The following is a 20162-nucleotide window of genomic DNA, read 5'->3' as shown; positions in this document are numbered from 1 at the left end:
GAACGGTGGCAACCGGCAGCAATGACAGAGTCCGCGCCTGAACACATGACCGCCCATGTGAAATAGGCTCAACCGACCCCGCCCGGCCCAGCTCCCTTACGGCCCAGCGGTTGAGTCTTGCCCAGGTCGCATCCAGCCCAGGCACATCCGTGCAGCCTCTTGGCCCCCTTTCGGGCCCAGCTGGCGTGCGCGTCCGAAGAGGCGCTCATTCCGCTCATCTAACTTGAGGTACGTATGTCTCCGCGTTTGCTGGCCATGGCGCTGGCGCCCCTGCTCGGGCTGTTCATCATTGCCCTGGGCAACGGTTTCATGTCTTCCCTGACCACCCTGCGCCTGGGCGCGGCCGGTGAATCAGCCACCACCATCGGTATCGTGTCGTCCAGTTACTTCATTGGCTTGACCCTTGGCGCGATATTCAATGACCGGCTGATCCTGCGCATCGGCCATATCCGCGCCTACACCAGCTTCGCCTCGCTGATCGCCGCGACCATCCTGCTGCAAGGGCTGTTCTACGACACCACGTGGTGGTCGATCCTGCGCCTGATCAACGGCTGGGCTGCGGTGGGCGTGTTCCTCGTGATCGAGAGCTGGTTGCTGCTGGCCGGCGACGCGAAAATCCGTGGCCGCCTGCTGGCGCTGTACATGATTGCCTTCTACGGCGCCGGCGTTATTGCCCAGGCAGGCCTTGGCGAAATTACCCGCCTGGGCGACACCGCGCCGTTCATGCTCGCGGGTATGCTCGCGGCGCTGTCGGTGCTGCCGATCGTGATCCTGCCGCGGGTGTCGCCACTGCTGGACCAGGTCGAACCGCTGAAGCCCCGCCAACTGCTGGGGGTCGCGCCGTCGGGTTTGGTCGGCTGCTTCGGTTCGGGGGTGGCGATTGCCGGCATTTATGCGCTGCTGCCGCTGTACCTGCAACGTATTGGCCTGGACGTGGGCGAAGTCGGCAGCATGATGGCCTGGGTGATCCTGGGTGCGATGCTGCTGCAGTACCCGGTTGGGCGCTGGTCCGACCGCAAGGACCGCCAGGATGTGCTGATTGCCCTGGCCGGCCTGTGCGTGGTGCTGTCGTTGATTACGGTGTTCTTGCCGTCTGAATCGTCATTGCTGCCCGCAATGCTGTTCCTGCTGGGTGGCGGCGTGTTCGCCCTGTACCCGGTAGCGGTCAGCCACGCTGCCGACCGTGCACCGTCCGACGCGCTGGTGCCGATGATCCAGGGCTTGCTGCTGATCAACTCGCTGGGTTCGGCGCTGGCGCCGCTGGCGATTTCGCCGATGATGACGTCGTTTGGCGAGGCCGGGCTGTTCTGGGCCTTTGCAGTGGTCAACCTGGCCATGGTCAGCTTCTTCCTGTGGCGCCGAGGCAAGCGCCCGGCGGCCGAGCACCCGGCGCCGTTCGCGGCGTCCACCACCTTCTCGCCCACCGGTGCCGAGTTGCGAGTGACTGAAGACCTGATGCATGCCGCGCAGGAGCATCCGCCGCTGGAGCCGGTGCAAGGGACAGGGGCAGCGCAAGCCGAAACCCGATAACCCCACCCCGGTAGGAGCAGCCTTGTGCTGCGAAGAGGCCAGTGATAGCAGCGAGGATCTGCTGTGTGGTCACCGGCCTCTTCGCAGCACAAGGCTGCTCCTACACAGAAAACGCGTGTTCCCTGGCTCTGGGTGACCACCCGTCGCCCAGAGGGCACCGCGCCGCCCTGCTCCAGCCAAACGAATGACAGATCATCCGCACAGGAGATTCATCATGATCCGCATTCGCCCCCTTTCGCTGTGCCTGGCATTGGCCCTGGGCGCCATCACCGGCACCAGCTTCGCTGCCACCGAACCCACCAATACCGACAGCCGCCCACAAACCGACCAGTCTGGCGGCAAGACCGCAGGTGACGGAAGCAGCGTCAACAGCCCCGGCAGCGGCCAGGACAACGACAGCAGCAACACCGGCACCGATGCCGCAGACGGCGCCAGCGGCGGCTCCAACAGCACCGGCGAAGCCACAGGTTCCGGTGCCGGCTACGATGGCGGCACCGCTGAGGACCAGGACAGCCGTTGAGGCGCGGCTGGACTACACTGCGCTCCATTGCCCTGCCAAGGAGTTGCCATGAACGCCAAACCCTGGCTGCTCGCTGCCCTGCTGCCTTTCAGCGTACTGGCCGCCGGGCCGGGCTCTGGCGCATTGTCGATCAGTTCTTCCTCCTTCACCGACGGTGGCGTGATCGCTCTGCAACAGGTCGGGCCAGACCCGGCCTGCGGCGCAGGTGAAGAACGCACCCCGCAACTGAGCTGGGACAACCTGCCCGCCGGTACGCGCTCGCTGGCGCTGGTGATGTTCGACCCCGATGGCGGCAAAGGCCTCGGGGTGGTGCACTGGGTCGCCTACAACATCGACCCGGGCCTGGATGGCTTGAAAGAAGGCGTGGCCGGGCTGACCAGCCCTGCCGTGACGGTGGGGCGCAACTCCCGCGGTACCGCCAGCTACCGTGGCCCGTGCCCGCCCGCCGGGGACAACCCGCACCACTACGCGCTGACGTTGATTGCAACCGACCTCGAACCCGGCATCCTGCCAGCAGACCTGGACCGCAACGGGCTGCTGCAGTTGCTCCAAGACCATGCCTTGGGCGCACAAACCCTGGTGGGGCGCTACGGCCATTGAATGGGCCATTGCCCGCCATTACCGACAATGATCAACGTCACAGCATTTACCCATTGAACGGCGCGCCTGATCTGAAGTAAGCTCGGGCTCATTCACTGGAGAGCAACATGCCGAAACGCACCTGCAATCACGCCAACCACACCGGTCGCACCTTGCGCCCTGTGCTGGCCGTTGCCGGTTGCAAGGCCCCTGCCAGCTTTTATTTTGGGTATTGGTTTAGCCACTAGGCGCCGCTGATACCCACACGGCGCCCACTTTCGAGGGGCCGCCGAACATGAGAATACTCAAACCCCCGGTCGGCTCCCCGACCGGGGGTTTTGCTTTTCAGGCCTTTGAACATTACCGATTTACCTTGAGGACAGATTCATGAACTACGCCACTTATTACTGCGCAAACACCTATGCCTGGCGATTTAGCCAATCCCGTTCGGGCCAGCCTGCCGCCTCCGTTCGGTCCTTCAAGGGTGGCAACGCTGCAGCCAACACACCTACAACGATCTGTCGAACACCTCGATAGGGCCGACGACGCGGGCCAGAACCCGCCGTCCGCCCAGGGAAAAACGCCATGCAAGCCTCGAACCTCGCCCTGCCCCTGAACCAACCGCAAGCTGCCAATACGACCGTCAGCCAGCGCCTGCCCAGCCCCCACCTGCTCAAGCAGCAAATGCCGCTGTCCGCTGAGCTCACCCAGCAAGTCCACGCCCACCGCCAGGCCATACGTGCCATTCTCGAAGGCCGCGACCAACGCCTGTTGGTAGTGGTAGGCCCCTGCTCGATTCACGACCCTCGCTCGGCCCTGGAATACGCCGACCGCCTGGCCGCGCTGAGCCGCGAAGTGGATGACAAGCTGCTGCTGGTGATGCGCGCCTACGTCGAAAAACCCCGCACCACGGTGGGCTGGAAAGGCCTGGCCTACGACCCGCACCTCGATGGCAGCGATGACATGCACGCCGGTATCGCCCTGTCGCGCGGCCTGATGCTGAACATGATCGAGCGCGGCCTGCCCATTGCCACCGAGCTGCTGCAGCCGATGGCCGCGGGCTACTTCGACGACCTGCTGGGCTGGGCCGCGATCGGCGCACGCACCACCGAGTCGCAGGTGCACCGTGAAATGGTCAGTGGCCTGGAACTGCCTGTGGGCTTCAAGAATGGCACCGACGGCGGGATCGGCATCGCCTGCGACGCCATGCGCAGCGCCGCACACCCGCACCGCCATTTCGGCATGGATGCGCAGGGCTACCCGGCCATCATCGAGACCCTGGGCAACCCCGACACCCACCTGGTGTTGCGCGGCGGCCATAAAGGCCCGAACTACGATGCCACGAGCATCGCCCAGGCCCGGCAGGGGTTGGCCAAGGTGGGGTTGCAGGCGCGGATCATGGTCGATTGCAGCCATGCCAACAGCGGCAAGGACCCAGCGCAGCAGCCCGCGGTATTCGAGGACGTGCTGGCACAGCGCGTGGCCGGTGACCGTTCGATTGTCGGCGTGATGATCGAAGGGCACCTGTTCGATGGCTGCCAGTCCCTAGGCAAAGGCGCACTGAAGTACGGCGTGTCGATAACCGATGGCTGCCTGGGTTGGGCGTCAACTGAAACCCTGTTGCGCGAGGCGGCACAAAAACTGTAGGAAGCCGCTAGCAAGCCTTGCGAGACATTTCCCGAACAAGTGCGCTAGGCTTGCGTTTTTACCCTAAGGAGCAGTACCCATGGCACGTGCCACCGCCCGCCACATCCTGGTCAGCAGCGAAGACAAATGCAACGAACTGAAAGCCCAGATCGAAGCTGGTGCCGATTTCGCCGAAGTCGCCAAGGCCAATTCCACCTGCCCATCCAGCCGCCAAGGCGGCGACCTGGGCTCGTTCGGCCCGGGCCAGATGGTGCGTGAGTTCGATACCGTGGTCTTCAGCGCGCCGCTGAACGTTGTCCAGGGCCCGGTGAAAACCCAGTTCGGTTATCACCTGCTGGAAGTCACCAGCCGTCAGGACTGATACCAGGTTGTTCCTCTGGAACGACTCAGCCTCTGTAGGAACAGCCTTGCGCTGTGAAGTGGCCCGGCCGGGCAATTTCGTTGACCGTGCTGACGCCTTCGCAGCACAAGGCTGCTCCTACAAGGGCTTGTTTCGCCTGGGCTGGCTGGTTTTGTTTCTGTGCTTTTGCGCCAACACCCACGCTGCACCCACCCATGCGTTGACTGTCTACGGCGAAGCCCCCCGCTACAACCAAAGCTTCCACCATTTCGACTACACCAACCCCAACGCCCCCAAGGGCGGCATATTGCGCCGCTCGGCCATGGAGATTGGCCAGTTCGACCATATTCTGCCGTACATCGACAAAGGCACCGGCGTCAACGAAGTCGATGGTTGGCTGTACGCGCCATTGGCCGTGCGCTCATTCGATGAACCCTACACTGTCTACGGCCTGATTGCCCGGCGCATGGAACGTGGCCCGGACGATGCCTGGCTGCGCTTCGAGATCGACCCTCGCGCCACCTTCGCCGACGGCAAGCCGGTGCGCGCCGAAGACGTGCGCTTTACCTTCGAGCTGCTGATGAGCAAAGGCAGCCTCAAGTACCGCACCCAGTTCGCCGAGGTCGCTGGGGTTACCGTAGAGGGCCCGCATCGCGTGCGCTTCGACTTCAGGCAACCCCATGGCCGCACCCTGCCCTTGGACTTGGCCAGCCTGCCGGTGCTGCCCGAGCATGACTGGCAACAACGCGATTTCGCCAACGGCGCCGGCTTCGACAAACCGGTCGGCAGCGGCCCGTACCGCATCGGCCAGATCGACAATGGCCGCAGCATCAGCTTTGAACGTGACCCAACCTGGTGGGCCAAAGACCTCCCTGTCAGCCGTGGCCGCTACAATTTCGACACGCTGCGCATCGAATACTTCGGCGACACCGAAGTGGCGCGGCAGGTGCTAAAAGGGGGTGGCTACGATTACAACCGCGAGTTTTCCGCCACGGCCTACACCCTCGGCTACAACGGCGCGCAGCTGGACGACGGCCGCCTGCAGCGCGCGCACCTGGGCCCGGCCAAACCGCAGGTTGCCCAAGGTTATGTGTTCAACCTGGACAAGCCGCCGTTTCGCGACCGCCGCGTGCGCCAGGCGCTGGGCATGCTCTGGGACTACGAGTGGAGCAACCGGCAGATGATGCGCAACCTCTACATCCGCCAGCAGAGCGTGTTTTCCAACACCCCACTGGCCGCCCGCGCATTGCCCGACGCCAGCGAACTCGAACTGCTGGAGCCGTTGCGCGGCAAGGTGCCGGATGAGGTCTTCGACCGCGTGTTCACGGCCCCGGTCACCGATGGCACGGGCATCGTCCGCACGCAACAGCTGCAAGCGTTGGCTTTGTTGCAGCAAGCCGGCTGGCACCCCGAGGGCGACCGCCTGGTCAACGCCCAAGGCGAGCCATTGGAATTCACCTTCCTCAACGGCCAGGCCGGCCTGGAGCGCCTGCTGCTGCCGTGGAAGCGCAACCTGGCGCAGATCGGCGTCACCCTGAACATTCGCAATGTCGACTCGGCCCAATACGTCAACCGCCTGATGGCGCGTGACTACGACATGATCGTGACCGGCTACCCGGTCACGCTGTCGCCGGGGGCCGAGCTGTACAACTACTTCGGTTCGGCAGCGGCCCACGACCCCGGCTCGAACAACCTGATGGTGCTCCAGGACCCTGCAGTGGACAGCCTGATCGACGGCCTGGTACGCGCCAGCACGCAAGCCGACATGCTGCGCCATGCCAATGCCCTGGACCGCGTGCTGCAGTGGAACTACTACTGGATCCCCAACTACTACCCGCCCGGCAGCTCCACGGCCTGGTGGAACCGCTTTGGCTTGCCCAAGGTTCAGGCCACCTATGACGAAGGCCTCGACACCTGGTGGGAAGTCAGCCCTACCCCGCTGACCAACGCGCAGATGGCCGAACGCCTGAAGGCCTCACCATGACGGCCTATATTCTGCGGCGCCTGTTGCTGATCATTCCGACGCTGCTGGCGATCATGCTGGTCAATTTCGCGATCGTCCAGGCGGCGCCTGGTGGCCCGGTGGAGCAAGCGGTGGCGCGGCTGCAGGGTATCGGCGGCGGCGCACCAGGCGCCCGGGCCGAGGTGGCGCATGGCGAGTCACGGGCCACCCGCGGCCTGGACCCCAAGCTGATCGAGGCGATCAAACACCAATACGGTTTCGATAAATCAGCCCCCGAGCGCCTCTGGCTGATGCTGAGCCAGTACGCCCGCCTCGACTTCGGCCAGAGCTTCTTTCGTGGGGCCAAGGTCACCGACCTGATCCTCGACAAGCTGCCGGTCACCTTGTCGCTCGGCTTCTGGGCCACGCTCATCACCTACCTGGTTTCTATCCCCTTGGGCATCCGCAAGGCAGTGCGCCATGGCAGCCGCTTCGATGCCTGGAGCAGCGCACTGATCGTGATCGGCTACGCCCTGCCCTCGTTCCTGTTCGCCCTGTTGCTGATCGTGCTGTTCGCCGGCGGCACGTCGCTGAACTGGTTCCCGGTGCGCGGCCTGGTGTCGGAAAACTTCGACCAACTCAGCCTGCTGGGCAAGGTCGCCGACTATTTCTGGCACCTGGTGCTGCCGGTCGGCGCATTGGTGATCGGCGGCTTCGCCACCCTGACACTGCTGACCAAGAATGCATTCCTTGACGAGATCTCCCGCCAGTACGTGGTCACCGCCCGGGCCAAGGGGCTGAGCGAGCGGCGCGTGCTGTACGGCCACGTGTTGCGCAATGCCATGCTGCTGGTGGTGGCCGGGCTGCCCCAGGCACTGATCACGGTGTTTTTTGCAGGCTCGCTGCTCATCGAAGTGATCTTTTCCCTCGATGGCCTTGGCCGGATGAGTTACGAAGCCGCCGTGTCGCGTGACTACCCGGTGGTCTTCGGCACGCTGTTCATCTTTACCCTGGCGGGCTTGTTGATCCGTCTGATCGGCGATGTGTGCTACACCCTGCTCGACCCACGCATCGACTTCGACACGAGGGCCAACTGATGCTCTCACCCGTGTCGCGCCGCCGCCTGCAACGCTTTCGCCGCAACCGCCTCGGCTGGGTATCGCTGTGGCTGTTCGCAGCGCTATTGCTGCTGAGCCTGGGCGCAGAGTTGGTGGCCAACGACAAGCCCTTGCTGCTGGGTTACAAGGGCGAGCTGTATACCCCGGCGCTCAAGCGTTACACCGAACAGCAGTTCGGCGGCCAATTGCCGTTCCAGCCAGATTACCGCAGTGCCTACGTGCGCCAGTTGATCGAGGGCCAGGGCGGCTGGATGCTGTTCGCCCCCATCCCCTTCAGTGCCGACACCCCTAACTATGACCTGCAAGTGCCCACCCCCAGCCCACCCAGTACCAGCAATTGGCTGGGCACCGACGACCAGGGGCGCGATGTGCTGGCGCGGGTGCTGTACGGCACCCGAGTGTCGCTGCTGTTCGCCTTTGCCTTGACCGTGGTCAGCGTGCTGATCGGTTTGACTGCCGGGGCCTTGCAGGGTTACCACGGCGGCTGGGTCGACCTGCTGGGGCAGCGCCTGCTGGAAGTCTGGTCGGGGTTGCCGGTGCTGTACCTGTTGATCATCCTCAGCGGCTTCGTCGAGCCTGATTTCTGGTGGTTGTTGGGGATCATGGCGCTGTTCTCGTGGCTGGCCCTGGTCGATGTGGTGCGCGCCGAATTCTTGCGCGGGCGCAACCTGGAATACGTCAAAGCCGCGCGGGCGCTGGGCCTGCCAGACAGCCAGGTGATGCTGCGGCACATTCTGCCCAACGCCATGAACGCCACGCTGACCTATGTGCCGTTCATGTTGACCGGGGCCATTACCACCCTGACTGCGCTGGACTTCCTGGGCTTCGGCATGCCGGCTGGCAGCGCCTCGCTGGGCGAGCTGGTGACCCAGGGCAAGCAGCACCTGGAAGCGCCCTGGCTTGGCTTTACTGCGTTTTTCGCGTTGGCGGTGATTCTGTCGCTGCTGGTGTTCATCGGCGATGCGCTGCGCGAAGCGTTCGATCCACGTGGTTAATGCACGACCCCTGTAGGAGCAGCCTTGCGCTGCGAAGAGGCCAGTGAAAACCCTGTAAATCTTAGCTGCTTTCACCGGCCTCTTCGCAGCACAAGGCTGCCCCTACAAAAATACCCACAACCTGCACTGGGAGCATTCGCATGACCCTCAAAGGCAAGACTGCACTCGTCACCGGTTCTACCAGCGGTATCGGCCTTGGCATCGCCCAGGTGCTGGCCCGTGCCGGGGCCAACATCCTGCTCAACGGTTTTGGCGACCCGGCGCCGGCCATCGCCAGCATTACCAGCCACGGCGTGAAGGCTATCCACCACCCCGCCGACCTGTCGGATGTAGCGCAAATAGAGGCCCTGTTCGCTGTGGCCGATCATGAATTCGGCGGTGTCGACATTCTGGTCAACAACGCCGGTATCCAGCACGTGGCGCCGGTCGAACAATTTCCCGTGGAGAGCTGGGACAAGATCATCGCCCTCAACCTGTCGGCGGTGTTCCATGGCAGCCGCCTGGCCCTGCCCGGCATGCGCGCACGCAACTGGGGGCGGATCATCAACATCGCTTCGGTGCACGGGCTGGTCGGTTCGACCGGCAAGGCCGCCTACGTGGCGGCCAAGCATGGCGTGGTGGGCCTGACCAAGGTCGTGGGCCTGGAAACGGCCGCCAGCAATGTCACTTGCAACGCCATCTGCCCGGGCTGGGTGCTGACCCCACTGGTGCAAAAGCAGATCGACGACCGCGCCGCCAAGGGTGTAGACCCGCAGCAGGCACAACACGACCTGTTGGCCGAGAAGCAGCCTTCGTTGGCCTTCGTCACCCCCGAGCACCTGGGCGAGCTGGTACTATTTCTGTGCAGCGAGGCCGCAAGCCAGGTCCGTGGTGCCGCCTGGAATGTCGACGGTGGCTGGCTGGCCCAGTGAGGGCCGGCCACGACCTGGCAATGGTCTTGCACCCTTTTCAACTGCAAGGAGGCCTACATGCGCCCACTCCCACTGTCCGCGATCCTGACCTTGACCCTGGCTGCCGCCGCCCCGGCGATGGCTGCCAGCTTGAAGGATGTCGCGCCCTATCCCGAGGCGGAAAAAGGCTTCACCCGGCAGGTCATCCACCTGCCGGCCCAGGCTGACGAGTCGGCCTATAAACTGGAAATACTCGCGGGCAAGACGCTCAAGGTCGACTGCAACCGCCAACGCCTGGCGGGCAGCCTCGAAGAACGCACTCTCGAAGGCTGGGGCTACAGCTACTACCGCCTGGACAAGGTCGGCGGCCCTGCCAGCACCTTGATGGCCTGCCCGGATGGCAAGAAGACCGATGCGTTCGTGCCGGTGGTCGGCGAAGGCTTCATGCTGCGCTACAACAGCAAGTTGCCAGTGGTGGTGTATGTGCCCAAGGACGTCGAAGTGCGCTACCGCGTGTGGTCGGCCTCGCAAGACGTGCAGAAGGCTAAAGTGGAATAAGAAGCTCGCATCACGCTGACAGGTAGGAGCAGCCTTGTGCTGCGAAGAGGCCAGTAATAGCAGCGAAGATTTACTGTGTTTTCACTGGCCTCTTCGCAGCGCAAGGCTGCTCCTACCCCCCTCCCGCAACAACTGGAGGTTCGCCATGAACGACGTACTCTGGAGCCCCTCCACAGCGCAGATCGAGGCCAGCCGGATGGTTGCGTTTCGCCGCTGGGTCAACCTGCGCTACAACCTCGAATTAAACGACTACCAGGCACTGCACCGCTGGAGCATCGAGCAGCGCTCAGCCTTCTGGCAGAGCCTTGCCGAGTACTTTCACGTTAACTGGCACCAACCACCGAGCCACGTGCTGCGCGAAGGCCCGCAAATGCCCGATGCCCAGTGGTTCACTGGCGCCACCCTGAACTACGCCGAACACCTGCTGCGCCGGCGCGACGACCGCCCGGCATTGATCGCCGTACGCGAAGACGGCCAGCGCCGAGTGCTGAGCCATGCGCAGTTGGCCGCCGAGGTCGCGGGGCTGCAACGGGCATTCGAGGCCTCCGGTGTGAAGCCGGGCGACCGCATCGCTGCCATCATGCCCAACACCTGGGAAACCCTGGTAGCCATGCTGGCCTGCACCAGCCTCGGCGCAATCTGGTCCAGCGCTTCACCCGAGTTCGGCGTGCACGGCATCATCGACCGATTCGGCCAGATCAGCCCCAAATTGCTGATCGTCTGCGCCGGTTACCACTATGCCGGCAAGGTCATCGAACAGGTCGACAAGGTCAACCAGGTCTGCGCCCAATTACCAGGCCTTGAGCAACTGATCGTGGTACCCCATACCCGCAGCGGGACCCGCGCCGACGAATTCCACGCGTCCCGTGTCGACCTGTGGGAGGGCTTTTTCCAGCCCGGGGGCATGCCTCGATTCACCCCGCTGCCGTTCGATCATCCGCTGTGCATCCTCTACTCCAGCGGCACCACCGGCGTACCCAAGTGCATCGTCCACCGCGCCGGTGGGGTGCTGCTGCAGCACCTCAAGGAACACGGCCTGCACAATGACCTCAAGGCCGATGATGTGCTGTTCTACTACACCACCTGCGGCTGGATGATGTGGAACTGGCTGGCCAGCGGCCTGGCGGTAGGTGCCACACTGGTGCTGTATGACGGCTCGCCCTTCCACCCCGGGCCAGCGCGGCTGCTGGACTTGATCGATGCCGAGGGCATCCATGCCTTCGGCACCAGCGCCAAGTACCTGGCTGCACTCGAACAGGAAGGCCTTGAGCCTGCCGCCACGCACCGCCTGACCAGCTTGCGCCTGCTGCTGTCGACCGGCTCGCCACTGTCGCCGCACAGTTACGATTACGTTTACCGCAAGATCAAGGCCGATGTATGCCTGGCCTCCATGTCCGGTGGCACCGACATCGTCGCCTGCTTCGTGCTGGGCAACCCGACGCTGCCGGTGCATCGCGGCGAAATCCAGTGCAAGGGGCTGGGCATGGCGGTGGAGGTCTGGAACGCGCAAGGCCAGAGCGTGTATGACGAAAAAGGTGAACTGGTGTGCCTGCAGCCGTTTCCGTCCATGCCGCTAGGCTTCTGGCACGACCCCGATGGCAGCCGCTACCACGCGGCCTACTTCAGCCAGTTTCGGGGAGTCTGGGCCCAGGGCGACTACGCCGAGCAGCGTGCCAGCGGCGGCCTGATCATCCACGGCCGCTCCGATGCCGTGCTCAACCCTGGCGGGGTGCGCATTGGCACAGCAGAGATCTACCGCCAGGTGGAGAAAGTCGAAGAGGTGCTGGAAAGCGTCGCCATCGGCCAGGACTGGCAAGGCGATGTACGAGTGGTGCTGTTCGTGCGCCTGCGCGACGGCCTGCAGCTGGATGACGCCTTGCGCCAACGCATTCGCCAGGTGATACGCCAGTACACCACGCCGCGCCATGTGCCTGCGGTGATTGCCCAGGTCAACGACATACCGCGCACCATCAGCGGCAAGCTGGTGGAGCTGGCGGTACGTGATGTGGTTCATGGCCTGCCGGTGAAAAACACCGACGCCCTGGCCAACCCGGAGGCGCTGGAGCAGTTTCGCGACCACAACGCGCTGCACAATGAGGCATAATGGCGCCCTTTTTTTTACCCCGAAGCACAGGTGTCCCATGAAAGCTCAAGCCCGCCACATCCTGGTCAAGACCGCTGACGAAGCCGAAAAGCTCAAGCAGCGCATCGCCAATGGCGAGGCCTTCGACGTGCTGGCGAAAAAGTTTTCCACCTGCCCGTCGGGCAAGCGCGGCGGTGATCTGGGTGAGGTACGGCCCGGCCAGATGGTCGGCGCCATCGACCAGGTCATCTTCAAAAAGCCGCTGCGTGTGGTGCATGGACCGATCAAGAGCAAGTTCGGCTACCACCTGGTGCAAACCTTCTACCGCGACTGACAGCGTCAGGGTGGCAACAGGCCACCTAGCATTATTGCCAGTTGTTCAACGTCAGGCCTTTCCCTACAACTCAGGCAGGACCGAGGTGGTGCGCCTAAGCGCCGCGTCAGGTAGTGGTCCCCCTCTGAGGCCCCGGAGACCTGCCGATGCGTTATCACCGCCTGCTTGCCCCTGCCGCGTTGCCACTGCTCGTACTGCCGACGCTTGGCTACCCTGATTTACTGACCGTCTTGCCGGGCGACAGCCTGGGGGCGATCTCGCAAACCCAACAGGTCGATACCTTCACCATGAGCGGGGGCACGGTCCAGTCGCTGAACCAGGGCCAAGGGTTCGATAATTTCACAATGTCGGGCGGGCGCATTATCGGTGCGTTCGAGGATGGCGATCATGCAGTCTTTTCGGGCGGCCAGATAGGCCGAGTCGACTTGAAGCTCGCTGACAACGAATTCGAAATGTCCCAGGACACCGCCGTTGCAACCGAGATTGACGGCAACCTGGTGAGCGGCTTTGGCAATGACAAGATTCTGCTACGCGGGGGCTCGATTGGCGGCAATATCAGCACCAGTGGCGGCCAAGACCGCATTACCATCAGTGGTGGTTCGCTAAAGGGCAATGTACTCGCCAGCGCCGGCAACGACACCTTCACGTGGTCCGGCGGCAGCATCGGCGGCCGGGTCGATATGGGTATTGGCGATGACTCGGCGACAATCGACAGCCTCAATGGCAAGGCCTTGAACATCAGCATCGACGGCGGCGCTGGCAATGACACCCTGGTGTTCAAGCGCAGCCAGGTGACGCGCGGGGCGTTGTACGCCAACTGGGAATCCGTGGCGTTGACCAACGCCAGCCGATTCACCCTTGACGACACCCTCACCTTGGGCGACCTAGGCACCGACACGCTCCCCGCGACCGGTACAGGCAGCTTCAAAATCGATGCGAGCAGCGCGCTGATCGCACGCCAAGGCAGCATCGTGAGTATCCAGAACGGGAACAAGGTGTCGGTCGAAAACGCCGGCACGATAGACCTGTCACGGGGCAACGATGCCCAGGGGCGCCTGAGCATTCAAGGCGATTACACCGGCAACAACGGCACCCTGCGCGTGAACAGCGTGCTGGCCGGGGATGGCGCGGCCTCCGACCGCCTGGTCGTCAGCCGCGGGGTTATCGCTGGCCGCACTGGCCTGCTGGTCAATAACCTGGGTGGTGCAGGCGCGCTGACCACACAAAACGGTATCCAAGTGGTCGAAGCCCGCGACGGCGCGACCAGCAGGAACGACGCTTTCGTCCAGACCCAGACGCTTTCGGTCGGTGCCTATGACTATCGCTTGTTCAAGGGTGGCGTGACGGCCGGCAGCGAAAACAGCTGGTACCTGCGCTCTAACGTGGTCGCCCCGCCCGCTCCGGCCCCTGCACCGCAACCGGGGGAGCCACCCGTGATCGAACCGGCAGCGACCCCGCCTGTGGTTGCGGCGGCGCCCGGGCAAGCTGAGCTGCCTGCGCCCGTGCAGGGCAAGCCCTTGGCGCTGTACCGCCCCGAGGTCCCGGTGTACGCCGCTGCCCCCAGAGGCGCCGCGATCATCGCCCGCCAAGCCTTGGGTACCTTTCACCAGCGCCAGGGCGATCAGCAGTTGCTTACCGGCCAAGGCGGGCTCCCCGCCAGCTGGGGCCAGGCCTACGGCGGCACGCTGCGCCAGCAATGGACAGGCACGGTCAGCCCCAGCCTGGACGGCGACCTGTATGGCTTCAAGGTCGGCCAGGACGTGTATGCCAAGGTCAATGACAGCGGCTATCGCCAACAGGTCGGCGTGTATGTCAGCCACAGTCGCCTGGACGCCGACGTCAAAGGGTTTGCCCTGGCCGTACAAGACCGCAGCGTCGGTGACCTGAAGCTCGATGGCGACAGCGTCGGCGCTTACTGGACACTGGTCGGGCCGCAGCGCGGGTACCTCGATGCCGTACTGCAGTACACCGCCCTGGATGGCCGGGCGCGCTCGCACCGTGGTGACAAATTGAACATCAATGGCCATGCCTGGACAGCGTCGCTGGAGTCCGGCTACCCCATAGTCCTGTCGCAACGCTGGGCCGTGGAGCCGCAAGCCCAGTTGATCGCCCAGAAGGTCTCGCTGGACACCGCCCGTGACAGCGTCTCGCGCGTCAGCCATGACGCCCAGGTTGAACTGACCGCGCGCTTGGGTGCGCGCCTTGAAGGCACCTTCACGGGCACCCGTGGACGCCTGCTGCAACCCTATGCGCAGGTCAACTTGTGGCACGGCGACGGTGGCCGCGACACGCTGACGTTCGATGACCTCGACACGATCAAGACCGACTACCGCTACACCTCGGTGCAACTTGAAAGCGGTGTGGTCGCGCAAGTGAGTGAAGCGCTTAGCCTGCACGGCGGCGTGCAGTACAGCGCCAACCTGGACAGCCGCCAGCAGGAAGCCAGCGGCGTGAACCTGGGTGTGCGCTGGCAGTTCTAGCGGCGCGCTGCCAGCAGACCGAGGCCAGCGCAGCCCAGCAAGGAGGCGCTGACCCGGTTGAACATCCGACGCGGCCCAGGCTGGCTGAACCAGCGCTGCATATAGGCGCCAAGGCCCGCATAGATGGCGATGGCGGCCCACTCCAGCAGCAGGAACAGCACCCCCAGCCACAGGAACTGCTCACTGACCGGGGTAGCACCACCGACCGAAACGAACTGCGGCAGGAAGGCCGTGAAGATCAGGATCGCCTTCGGGTTGCCCGCTGCCACCCAGAACTCTTGCCGCGCCAGGCGCCAGGTGCCGCGTGGGTGATCACCCGCCACCACGGCTTCACCAACAGGGGCCCGCCACAACTGCCAGGCAATGTAGAACAGGTAGGCAGCACCAATCACCTTGATGGCGAGGAACAGGTATTCACTGGTATGCAGCACCACCGCCAGGCCCATGGCCGCCAGCGCAATCATGCCGCTGAAAGCAACAATGCGCCCGCCACCGGCCACGCAGGCCGTGCGCAGGCCGTAGCGGCTGGCATTGTGCAACGACAGCAGGTTGTTGGGCCCGGGCGCCATGTTGAGGGCGAAGCACGCGGGGATGAACAGCAGCAAACTGGCAAGATCCATTATTATTGTCCTCTGACATCAAGCGCTTATTTCGACCGCAGACGCGCACAGGGTCAAGTTACAGCCAGCCGAAAAAACTGTACGGGTCCCCTGCTACTGGTAAGCTTTTGCTCCTGTCGAGGACCCTTTTCATGCCCCGCTCACAAGCCCGCGTCTGGCGCGATACTGCCCTGCCCTTCGTCGAAAGCCGCCGCGCCTGCCATAGCCGCGCCTGCTACAAGGCGCATAGCCATCCGACCTTTTCCATGGGCGCAGTGGATGCCGGCTTCAGCCTGTTTACCGGCGCAAGCGGTGGTCAGCAACGCCTGACACCCGGCACCTTGGTGATGGTCCCGGCAAAGCGTGTGCATGCATGCAATCCGGCGCCAGGCCAGGCCTGGAGCTACCAGATGCTGCACGTAGATGCCGATTGGCTGTCGCAACTGCGCCTGGAGTCTGGGCTGAGCGGTGCGCAGGCGGGTGAACCAGCACGTATCAGCCATGTGCCCGCCTTGTACGGCCAGTTCTGCGCGCTGAATGCCTTGCTGTTCTCCAGTGCGAGCAACGGCGAGAAAGAGGCGGCGCTGATTGCCTTCATGGGGGACCAGGACTTCTGCGCGCACCCGACGCTGGAGGCGGCACCGGCGCTGGGCGCCTCCCTGCTCAGTGGCCTGGTCGAACGGATCGAGGCTGAGGACCCTGCGCAACTGAGCCTGACGTTGCTGGCCCAGGAAGCGGGATTGGGGCGTTATCAACTGATTCGGGCGTTTCGCGCAGCGACCGGCCTGACGCCCCATGCCTACCTGCTCAATGCCAGGGTCAATCGCAGCCGGCTTCTGTTGAACCAGGGCCTGGCGCTGGCAGAGGTCGCCTACCAGCTTGGGTTTGCCGACCAAAGCCACTTTCAGCGGGTGTTCAAGGCGCACGTGGGCGTGACGCCCGGGCAATACCGAGGCCATTGAGGCCCCGCGCAATAATCTTCAATACGGGCTCCAGGCTCGACGCCAGACTGCGGCTTTCCCTTGCCGGAGTCCTCCCGCCCATGGAGCAGTTCCTGATCGTCGCCCTCGCCCACTTCCTAGCCCTGCTGTCACCCGGCCCGGACTTTTTCCTGGTTGCCCGCACCTCCATCAGTGGCGGTTGGCGCACCGCCAGCGGCGCGTGCCTGGGTATCGCGTTGGCCAATGGCGCCTTCATCGCCATGGCCTTTACCGGCCTGTCGATTTTGCGCGAAGGCAGCACGTTGTTCATTGCTTTGCAGCTGGCCGGTGCGGCCTACCTCTTGTACATCGGCACACAATTCTTGCGCTACGCCGGGCATTCCAACCTGGCCGCAGTGGCCGGCAATGGCGCTGTACCAGGTGGGTGGCGCAGCCTGGCGATGGGCTTTTTGTCGGGCATTCTCAACCCCAAAAACGCGCTGTTCTACGCCAGCCTCGCCAGCATGGTCGCCAGCAGCAGTGTCGGCTGGAAGGTGGTGTATGCGGGCTGGATGTTCTGCATCGTGCTGCTCTGGGACCTGCTGGTCGCCGTGGCCATCGGCAACCAGCGCGTGTTGCAGCGCTTCGCCCGCGCCTTGCCCTGGCTGGAGCGGGCTTCGGGGGTCATGCTGATGGTGTTGGCCGGGGCGTTGCTTGTGCACCTTGCGCGGGGCTGACCAGTTCAAGGGTGGCCAGGTCGAGCAGGCTGAAATGGCCGCTGGCCCAGCCGCCGGTGTCCAGGTGCCAGACATTGCCCAGCTGTTTGACCTGCAGCACCGGTGTATGCCCGACCAACAAGGCACGGATGCCGTGCACAGGCCGGGTGTCGCCCTCCTTCAGCCGGCGCCGCGACCATTGGCAGACTTCGCGTACCTCGGGGTCGTCATCCAGTTCCAACCAGCTACGTAACACGGGCCAATCGGCGAAGGGGCTGTCGGCATGCAACAGACCGATCAGGCCCGCTGCACTTTCAACTTCCATACCGATCGGCAATTGCTCGAAGCGTTCGGCAAAGCGCCGCTGCTCAGCCTTGGGCAGCTCAAGAAACCAGCCACCACCGGCGGCGTGGTACATCTCCAGGTCGAGCCGGCCACCGCGCAGGTAGGTAACCGCCAGCGCCTCATGGTTACCCTGCACGGCATGAAACCAGGGCAGGTCTAGCCATGCCAGCGCCGCGTGGCTGAGCGGACCGCGGTCGACCAGGTCACCGACGCTGAACAGGCGGTCCACTGCGGGGTTGAACCCAACCGCTTGCAGGCACCGAACAAGGCGCCCGAAGTGCCCGTGGATATCACCCACCGCCAGGTCTCGACCCAGGGGGTTGGCGGCTACCCGCCGAAACCGACTCATTACAAACTTCCTCTGCGGGTGCTGTCATGGCAGGCGTAGAATAAAAGGACACGTCTTTCACCTTGGAGGTGCATCATGCGTACCGCCCTCGTGTGTGCCGTGCTCGTGGCGCTGTCATTGAACAGCATGGCACAAGGTGCTCCGGCTGCGCAGGTCGAGGTGCGATTCGACCATCCCGAAAAATTTCGCGATGCCAGCCTCGACAGTGCCGGCTACGAACGGGGTGCCGATGCCTATGTCATGAAGGCCCTGACCGAGTACCTGCAGAAGCTCGGCCAGCGTTACTTGCAAGCAGACCAGCAGCTGGTTATCGACATCCGTGACATCGACCTGGCCGGGCGCTTCGAGCCTTGGCACAGCAATGCCTACGATGTGCGCTTCATGCGCGAAATCACCTGGCCGACCATCGACCTCAGCTACACCCTCAGCCAGCCCGGCAAACCTGCCCAGCAAGCGCAGGAACGGGTCAGCGACAAGATGTACCTCAGCCGCCCGGGGCGCGTGACCAGCAGCAGCGACCGCCTGTATGCCGAAAAGGCCATGCTGAACGACTGGTTCCGCCAACGCTTCGCACCGTACGCGGCTTCCTGAAAAACCCTTCACTGGTACAGGTGTTGCGGCCAGGCGTATGCTCGGCCCTTGACTCGTACCAGGGAAGGAGCTGTTGATGAAGATCTGCGCCGTGCAACTGGCGTCGCTCAAAGGCGATATTCAGGGCAACCTTGCGCGTCACCTGTATTGCATCGAGCAGGCTGCGGCGCTGGGTGCTGAGCTGGTGGTGTTTCCTGAACTGTCACTGACCGGCTATGAGCCGACCTTGGCCCGCGAGCTCGCCCTGCCGTTATCCTCCCCACGGCTGGAGCCACTGCAGGCACTGTGCGACCAACATGCTCTCACAGTCGCCGTGGGCCTGCCCTTGCCAACGCCTGACGGCATTCGCATCGGCATGCCGATCCTGAGCCCAGGCATGCCCCGCCAGGCGTATGCCAAACGGTGCCTGCACGGCGATGAACTGCCCTACTTCGCCGCAGGCGATCAACCGTTGGTACTCGAGGTGGCCAAACACCGGGTAGCGCCAGCCATCTGCTACGAGTCGATGTTCATCGAACATGCTGCAGAGGCGCGGGCACAGGGTGCGCAGGTGTACCTGGCCAGTGTGGCGAAAACGGCCAAGGGCATTGGTGAGGGCTACGAGCATTACCCGGAGGTCGCTCGCACGCTGGGCCTTACCGTCTTGTTGGCCAACTGCGTGGGGCCTGCCGATACGTTCATCGGCGCAGGTGGGTCTGCGGCCTGGGATAGCCAGGGTCGGCTGCTGGCCAGCCTGGATGACACCTGCGAAGGGCTGATTCTGCTGGATACCACCCACTCCAGCGCGACCGCTGTGCCACTGAGGGTGCTGACTGCGTGAAGTATCTGTTGTTGACGCTGGCGAGCTACGCATCCACGCATTACCTGGTCGGGCTGTTGATCCAGGGTCAATTGGCCGAAATCGCCGAAGGCCTGCGCCATCGACCGGGTGCGCCCACCCCTGGCGAATACTTGCGAGAGGTCCGGCCCCATGCACGGCGGGCCCACAGGCAGTACACCTTGATGGCCGGATCAGCGCTGGCGCTGGTGGCCTGCCTGGTCGCCAGCTGGATCCTTTAGGTTTGCCTGACTCAGAGCGCCAATGCCAGGCTTTCTCTGCCTTCCAGCGCCAGCAGGTATTGCTTCGCCTGAAGCCCTCCGGCAAAGCCGGTGAGGTTGCCTGAAGCACCAATTACCCGGTGGCACGGCGCAATGATGGAGATCGGGTTACGGCCATTGGCCGCGCCTACTGCACGGACTGCGCTGGGGTTGCCGATCTGCCGGGCAATGTCGCCGTAACTGCGGGTTTCACCGAAAGGGATGGTCAGCAATGCAGCCCACACCTCGCGCTGAAACGGCGTACCGACAAAATCCAACGCTAGGTCAAAGCGTCGCCGCGTGCCGGCAAAGTACTCGCCCAGCTGGCGGGCGGTGTCCAGCAGGACTGGGCACCGGTCATCTCGGTGGAGCTCACCGAGCCGCACGCGGTTTTCCCGCTCCTCTTCCCAGAGCACGGCTGCCAGCCGATCGCCGCGGGCGACCAGCGTCAGCGTGCCAACGGGGGATTGCATGAAGGTGAAGGCGCTGGACATTGGGGGCTCCTGCAGGGTGCGAGATGGTCAGCGCACTCTACGCAGACGCAAGGCC

21 protein-coding genes are annotated in these 20162 nt (G+C 63.9%); 18 read left to right on the top strand and 3 right to left on the bottom strand.

All coding sequences use genetic code 11. The features are described from left to right. Nucleotides 1-234 precede the first annotated feature (234 nt). The 13 genes from OO306_RS19120 (at nt 235) to OO306_RS19060 (ending at nt 15016) form a co-directional block, all read left to right on the top strand. Nucleotides 235-1530 (top strand): MFS transporter, encoded by a 1296-nt coding sequence (locus tag OO306_RS19120; RefSeq protein WP_027596740.1) that lies wholly within the window; start codon nt 235-237, stop codon nt 1528-1530. 214 nt (nt 1531-1744) lie between these two features. Continuing rightward, entirely contained in the window at nt 1745-2050 is a 306-nt protein-coding gene (locus OO306_RS19115; protein ID WP_027594870.1) for a hypothetical protein, read from the top strand. Nucleotides 2051-2098: 48 nt separating this feature from the next. Beyond that, nucleotides 2099-2650, top strand: coding sequence for a YbhB/YbcL family Raf kinase inhibitor-like protein (locus tag OO306_RS19110; RefSeq protein WP_027594869.1), 552 nt, complete (start codon nt 2099-2101; stop codon nt 2648-2650). A 564-nt stretch (nt 2651-3214) separates the two neighbouring features. After that, nucleotides 3215-4276, top strand: coding sequence for a 3-deoxy-7-phosphoheptulonate synthase (locus OO306_RS19105; protein ID WP_099429472.1), 1062 nt, complete (start codon nt 3215-3217; stop codon nt 4274-4276). 79 nt (nt 4277-4355) lie between these two features. Continuing rightward, nucleotides 4356-4637 carry a peptidylprolyl isomerase gene (locus tag OO306_RS19100; protein WP_027594867.1) on the top strand — a complete coding sequence of 94 codons (282 nt, stop codon included), beginning with the start codon at nt 4356-4358 and terminating at the stop codon, nt 4635-4637. Between the two features lie 127 nt (nt 4638-4764). After that, a complete protein-coding gene (locus tag OO306_RS19095; RefSeq protein WP_265969615.1) occupies nt 4765-6600 on the top strand; it encodes an extracellular solute-binding protein in 1836 nt (611 codons plus the stop codon). After that, entirely contained in the window at nt 6597-7655 is a 1059-nt protein-coding gene (locus OO306_RS19090; protein WP_265969611.1) for a microcin C ABC transporter permease YejB, read from the top strand. Before OO306_RS19095 ends, OO306_RS19090 begins: the two co-directional genes overlap by 4 nt. After that, nucleotides 7655-8671 (top strand): ABC transporter permease, encoded by a 1017-nt coding sequence (locus OO306_RS19085; RefSeq protein ID WP_265969610.1) that lies wholly within the window; start codon nt 7655-7657, stop codon nt 8669-8671. Before OO306_RS19090 ends, OO306_RS19085 begins: the two co-directional genes overlap by 1 nt. A 140-nt stretch (nt 8672-8811) precedes the next feature. Beyond that, nucleotides 8812-9582, top strand: a complete 771-nt coding sequence (gene hbdH / locus OO306_RS19080) for a 3-hydroxybutyrate dehydrogenase (RefSeq protein ID WP_265969609.1) — start codon at nt 8812-8814, stop codon at nt 9580-9582. A gap of 57 nt (nt 9583-9639) precedes the next feature. Further along, the gene (eco, locus tag OO306_RS19075; RefSeq protein ID WP_027594862.1) at nt 9640-10119 is read left to right on the top strand and encodes a serine protease inhibitor ecotin; all 480 of its coding nucleotides are present in this window, start codon (nt 9640-9642) and stop codon (nt 10117-10119) included. Between the two features lie 145 nt (nt 10120-10264). Beyond that, nucleotides 10265-12223: an acetoacetate--CoA ligase gene (locus OO306_RS19070; protein WP_265969608.1), complete on the top strand. Its 1959-nt coding sequence runs from the start codon at nt 10265-10267 to the stop codon at nt 12221-12223. Nucleotides 12224-12260: 37 nt separating this feature from the next. Continuing rightward, complete coding sequence (locus tag OO306_RS19065; RefSeq protein ID WP_009686637.1) at nt 12261-12536, top strand: peptidylprolyl isomerase; 276 nt, start codon at nt 12261-12263, stop codon at nt 12534-12536. Nucleotides 12537-12682: 146 nt separating this feature from the next. Then, entirely contained in the window at nt 12683-15016 is a 2334-nt protein-coding gene (locus OO306_RS19060) for an autotransporter outer membrane beta-barrel domain-containing protein (RefSeq protein WP_265969607.1), read from the top strand. On the opposite strand, the gene OO306_RS19055 is transcribed toward OO306_RS19060, so the two are convergent. Further along, on the bottom strand, nt 15013-15636 hold the full coding sequence (locus tag OO306_RS19055) for a LysE family translocator (RefSeq protein WP_027594859.1): 624 nt from the start codon (nt 15634-15636) through the stop codon (nt 15013-15015). The two genes, OO306_RS19060 and OO306_RS19055, sit on opposite strands and share 4 nt — an antisense overlap. A gap of 131 nt (nt 15637-15767) precedes the next feature. On the opposite strand from OO306_RS19055, the gene OO306_RS19050 reads away from it, so the two are divergent. Together OO306_RS19050 and OO306_RS19045 are read left to right on the top strand one after the other, a co-directional pair. Next, complete coding sequence (locus tag OO306_RS19050) at nt 15768-16577, top strand: AraC family transcriptional regulator (RefSeq protein WP_265969606.1); 810 nt, start codon at nt 15768-15770, stop codon at nt 16575-16577. A gap of 80 nt (nt 16578-16657) precedes the next feature. Continuing rightward, complete coding sequence (locus OO306_RS19045) at nt 16658-17272, top strand: LysE family translocator (protein WP_099429479.1); 615 nt, start codon at nt 16658-16660, stop codon at nt 17270-17272. On the opposite strand, the gene OO306_RS19040 is transcribed toward OO306_RS19045, so the two are convergent. Next, entirely contained in the window at nt 17220-17945 is a 726-nt protein-coding gene (locus OO306_RS19040) for a metallophosphoesterase (protein WP_265969605.1), read from the bottom strand. The two genes, OO306_RS19045 and OO306_RS19040, sit on opposite strands and share 53 nt — an antisense overlap. A 75-nt stretch (nt 17946-18020) precedes the next feature. Here OO306_RS19040 and OO306_RS19035 point away from each other — a divergent pair, with 75 nt between their 5' ends. From OO306_RS19035 to OO306_RS19025, 3 genes are all read left to right on the top strand, one after another. Then, nucleotides 18021-18536: a DUF3016 domain-containing protein gene (locus tag OO306_RS19035; RefSeq protein WP_265969604.1), complete on the top strand. Its 516-nt coding sequence runs from the start codon at nt 18021-18023 to the stop codon at nt 18534-18536. 76 nt (nt 18537-18612) lie between these two features. Then, a complete protein-coding gene (locus tag OO306_RS19030; protein ID WP_265969603.1) occupies nt 18613-19356 on the top strand; it encodes a carbon-nitrogen hydrolase family protein in 744 nt (247 codons plus the stop codon). Beyond that, a complete protein-coding gene (locus OO306_RS19025; RefSeq protein ID WP_027594853.1) occupies nt 19353-19595 on the top strand; it encodes a hypothetical protein in 243 nt (80 codons plus the stop codon). The genes OO306_RS19030 and OO306_RS19025 overlap by 4 nt, the downstream gene beginning before the upstream one ends. Nucleotides 19596-19606: 11 nt before the next feature. On the opposite strand, the gene OO306_RS19020 is transcribed toward OO306_RS19025, so the two are convergent. Then, complete coding sequence (locus OO306_RS19020) at nt 19607-20107, bottom strand: methylated-DNA--[protein]-cysteine S-methyltransferase (protein WP_265969602.1); 501 nt, start codon at nt 20105-20107, stop codon at nt 19607-19609. Nucleotides 20108-20162: the final 55 nt, after the last annotated feature.

Source organism: Pseudomonas sp. DCB_AW (assembly GCF_026240895.1).
GTDB classification, from domain to species: Bacteria; Pseudomonadota; Gammaproteobacteria; order Pseudomonadales; family Pseudomonadaceae; genus Aquipseudomonas; species Aquipseudomonas kermanshahensis.
The sequence above is the reverse complement of the archived record's forward strand: the minus strand, read 5'-3'. Positions and strand labels throughout refer to the sequence as shown.

Excerpts from the sequence above, each read along its gene's own strand:
- OO306_RS19120 (WP_027596740.1), top strand. The coding sequence starts at position 235 with ATGTCTCCGCGTTTGCTGGCCATGGCGCTGGCGCCCCTGCTCGGGCTG.
- OO306_RS19115 (WP_027594870.1), top strand. The coding sequence starts at position 1,745 with ATGATCCGCATTCGCCCCCTTTCGCTGTGCCTGGCATTGGCCCTGGGC.
- OO306_RS19110 (WP_027594869.1), top strand. The coding sequence starts at position 2,099 with ATGAACGCCAAACCCTGGCTGCTCGCTGCCCTGCTGCCTTTCAGCGTA.
- OO306_RS19105 (WP_099429472.1), top strand. The coding sequence starts at position 3,215 with ATGCAAGCCTCGAACCTCGCCCTGCCCCTGAACCAACCGCAAGCTGCC.
- OO306_RS19100 (WP_027594867.1), top strand. The coding sequence starts at position 4,356 with ATGGCACGTGCCACCGCCCGCCACATCCTGGTCAGCAGCGAAGACAAA.
- OO306_RS19090 (WP_265969611.1), top strand. The coding sequence starts at position 6,597 with ATGACGGCCTATATTCTGCGGCGCCTGTTGCTGATCATTCCGACGCTG.
- OO306_RS19085 (WP_265969610.1), top strand. The coding sequence starts at position 7,655 with ATGCTCTCACCCGTGTCGCGCCGCCGCCTGCAACGCTTTCGCCGCAAC.
- hbdH (WP_265969609.1), top strand. The coding sequence starts at position 8,812 with ATGACCCTCAAAGGCAAGACTGCACTCGTCACCGGTTCTACCAGCGGT.
- eco (WP_027594862.1), top strand. The coding sequence starts at position 9,640 with ATGCGCCCACTCCCACTGTCCGCGATCCTGACCTTGACCCTGGCTGCC.
- OO306_RS19070 (WP_265969608.1), top strand. The coding sequence starts at position 10,265 with ATGAACGACGTACTCTGGAGCCCCTCCACAGCGCAGATCGAGGCCAGC.
- OO306_RS19065 (WP_009686637.1), top strand. The coding sequence starts at position 12,261 with ATGAAAGCTCAAGCCCGCCACATCCTGGTCAAGACCGCTGACGAAGCC.
- OO306_RS19060 (WP_265969607.1), top strand. The coding sequence starts at position 12,683 with ATGCGTTATCACCGCCTGCTTGCCCCTGCCGCGTTGCCACTGCTCGTA.
- OO306_RS19055 (WP_027594859.1), bottom strand. The coding sequence starts at position 15,636 with ATGGATCTTGCCAGTTTGCTGCTGTTCATCCCCGCGTGCTTCGCCCTC.
- OO306_RS19050 (WP_265969606.1), top strand. The coding sequence starts at position 15,768 with ATGCCCCGCTCACAAGCCCGCGTCTGGCGCGATACTGCCCTGCCCTTC.
- OO306_RS19045 (WP_099429479.1), top strand. The coding sequence starts at position 16,658 with ATGGAGCAGTTCCTGATCGTCGCCCTCGCCCACTTCCTAGCCCTGCTG.
- OO306_RS19040 (WP_265969605.1), bottom strand. The coding sequence starts at position 17,945 with ATGAGTCGGTTTCGGCGGGTAGCCGCCAACCCCCTGGGTCGAGACCTG.
- OO306_RS19035 (WP_265969604.1), top strand. The coding sequence starts at position 18,021 with ATGCGTACCGCCCTCGTGTGTGCCGTGCTCGTGGCGCTGTCATTGAAC.
- OO306_RS19030 (WP_265969603.1), top strand. The coding sequence starts at position 18,613 with ATGAAGATCTGCGCCGTGCAACTGGCGTCGCTCAAAGGCGATATTCAG.
- OO306_RS19020 (WP_265969602.1), bottom strand. The coding sequence starts at position 20,107 with ATGTCCAGCGCCTTCACCTTCATGCAATCCCCCGTTGGCACGCTGACG.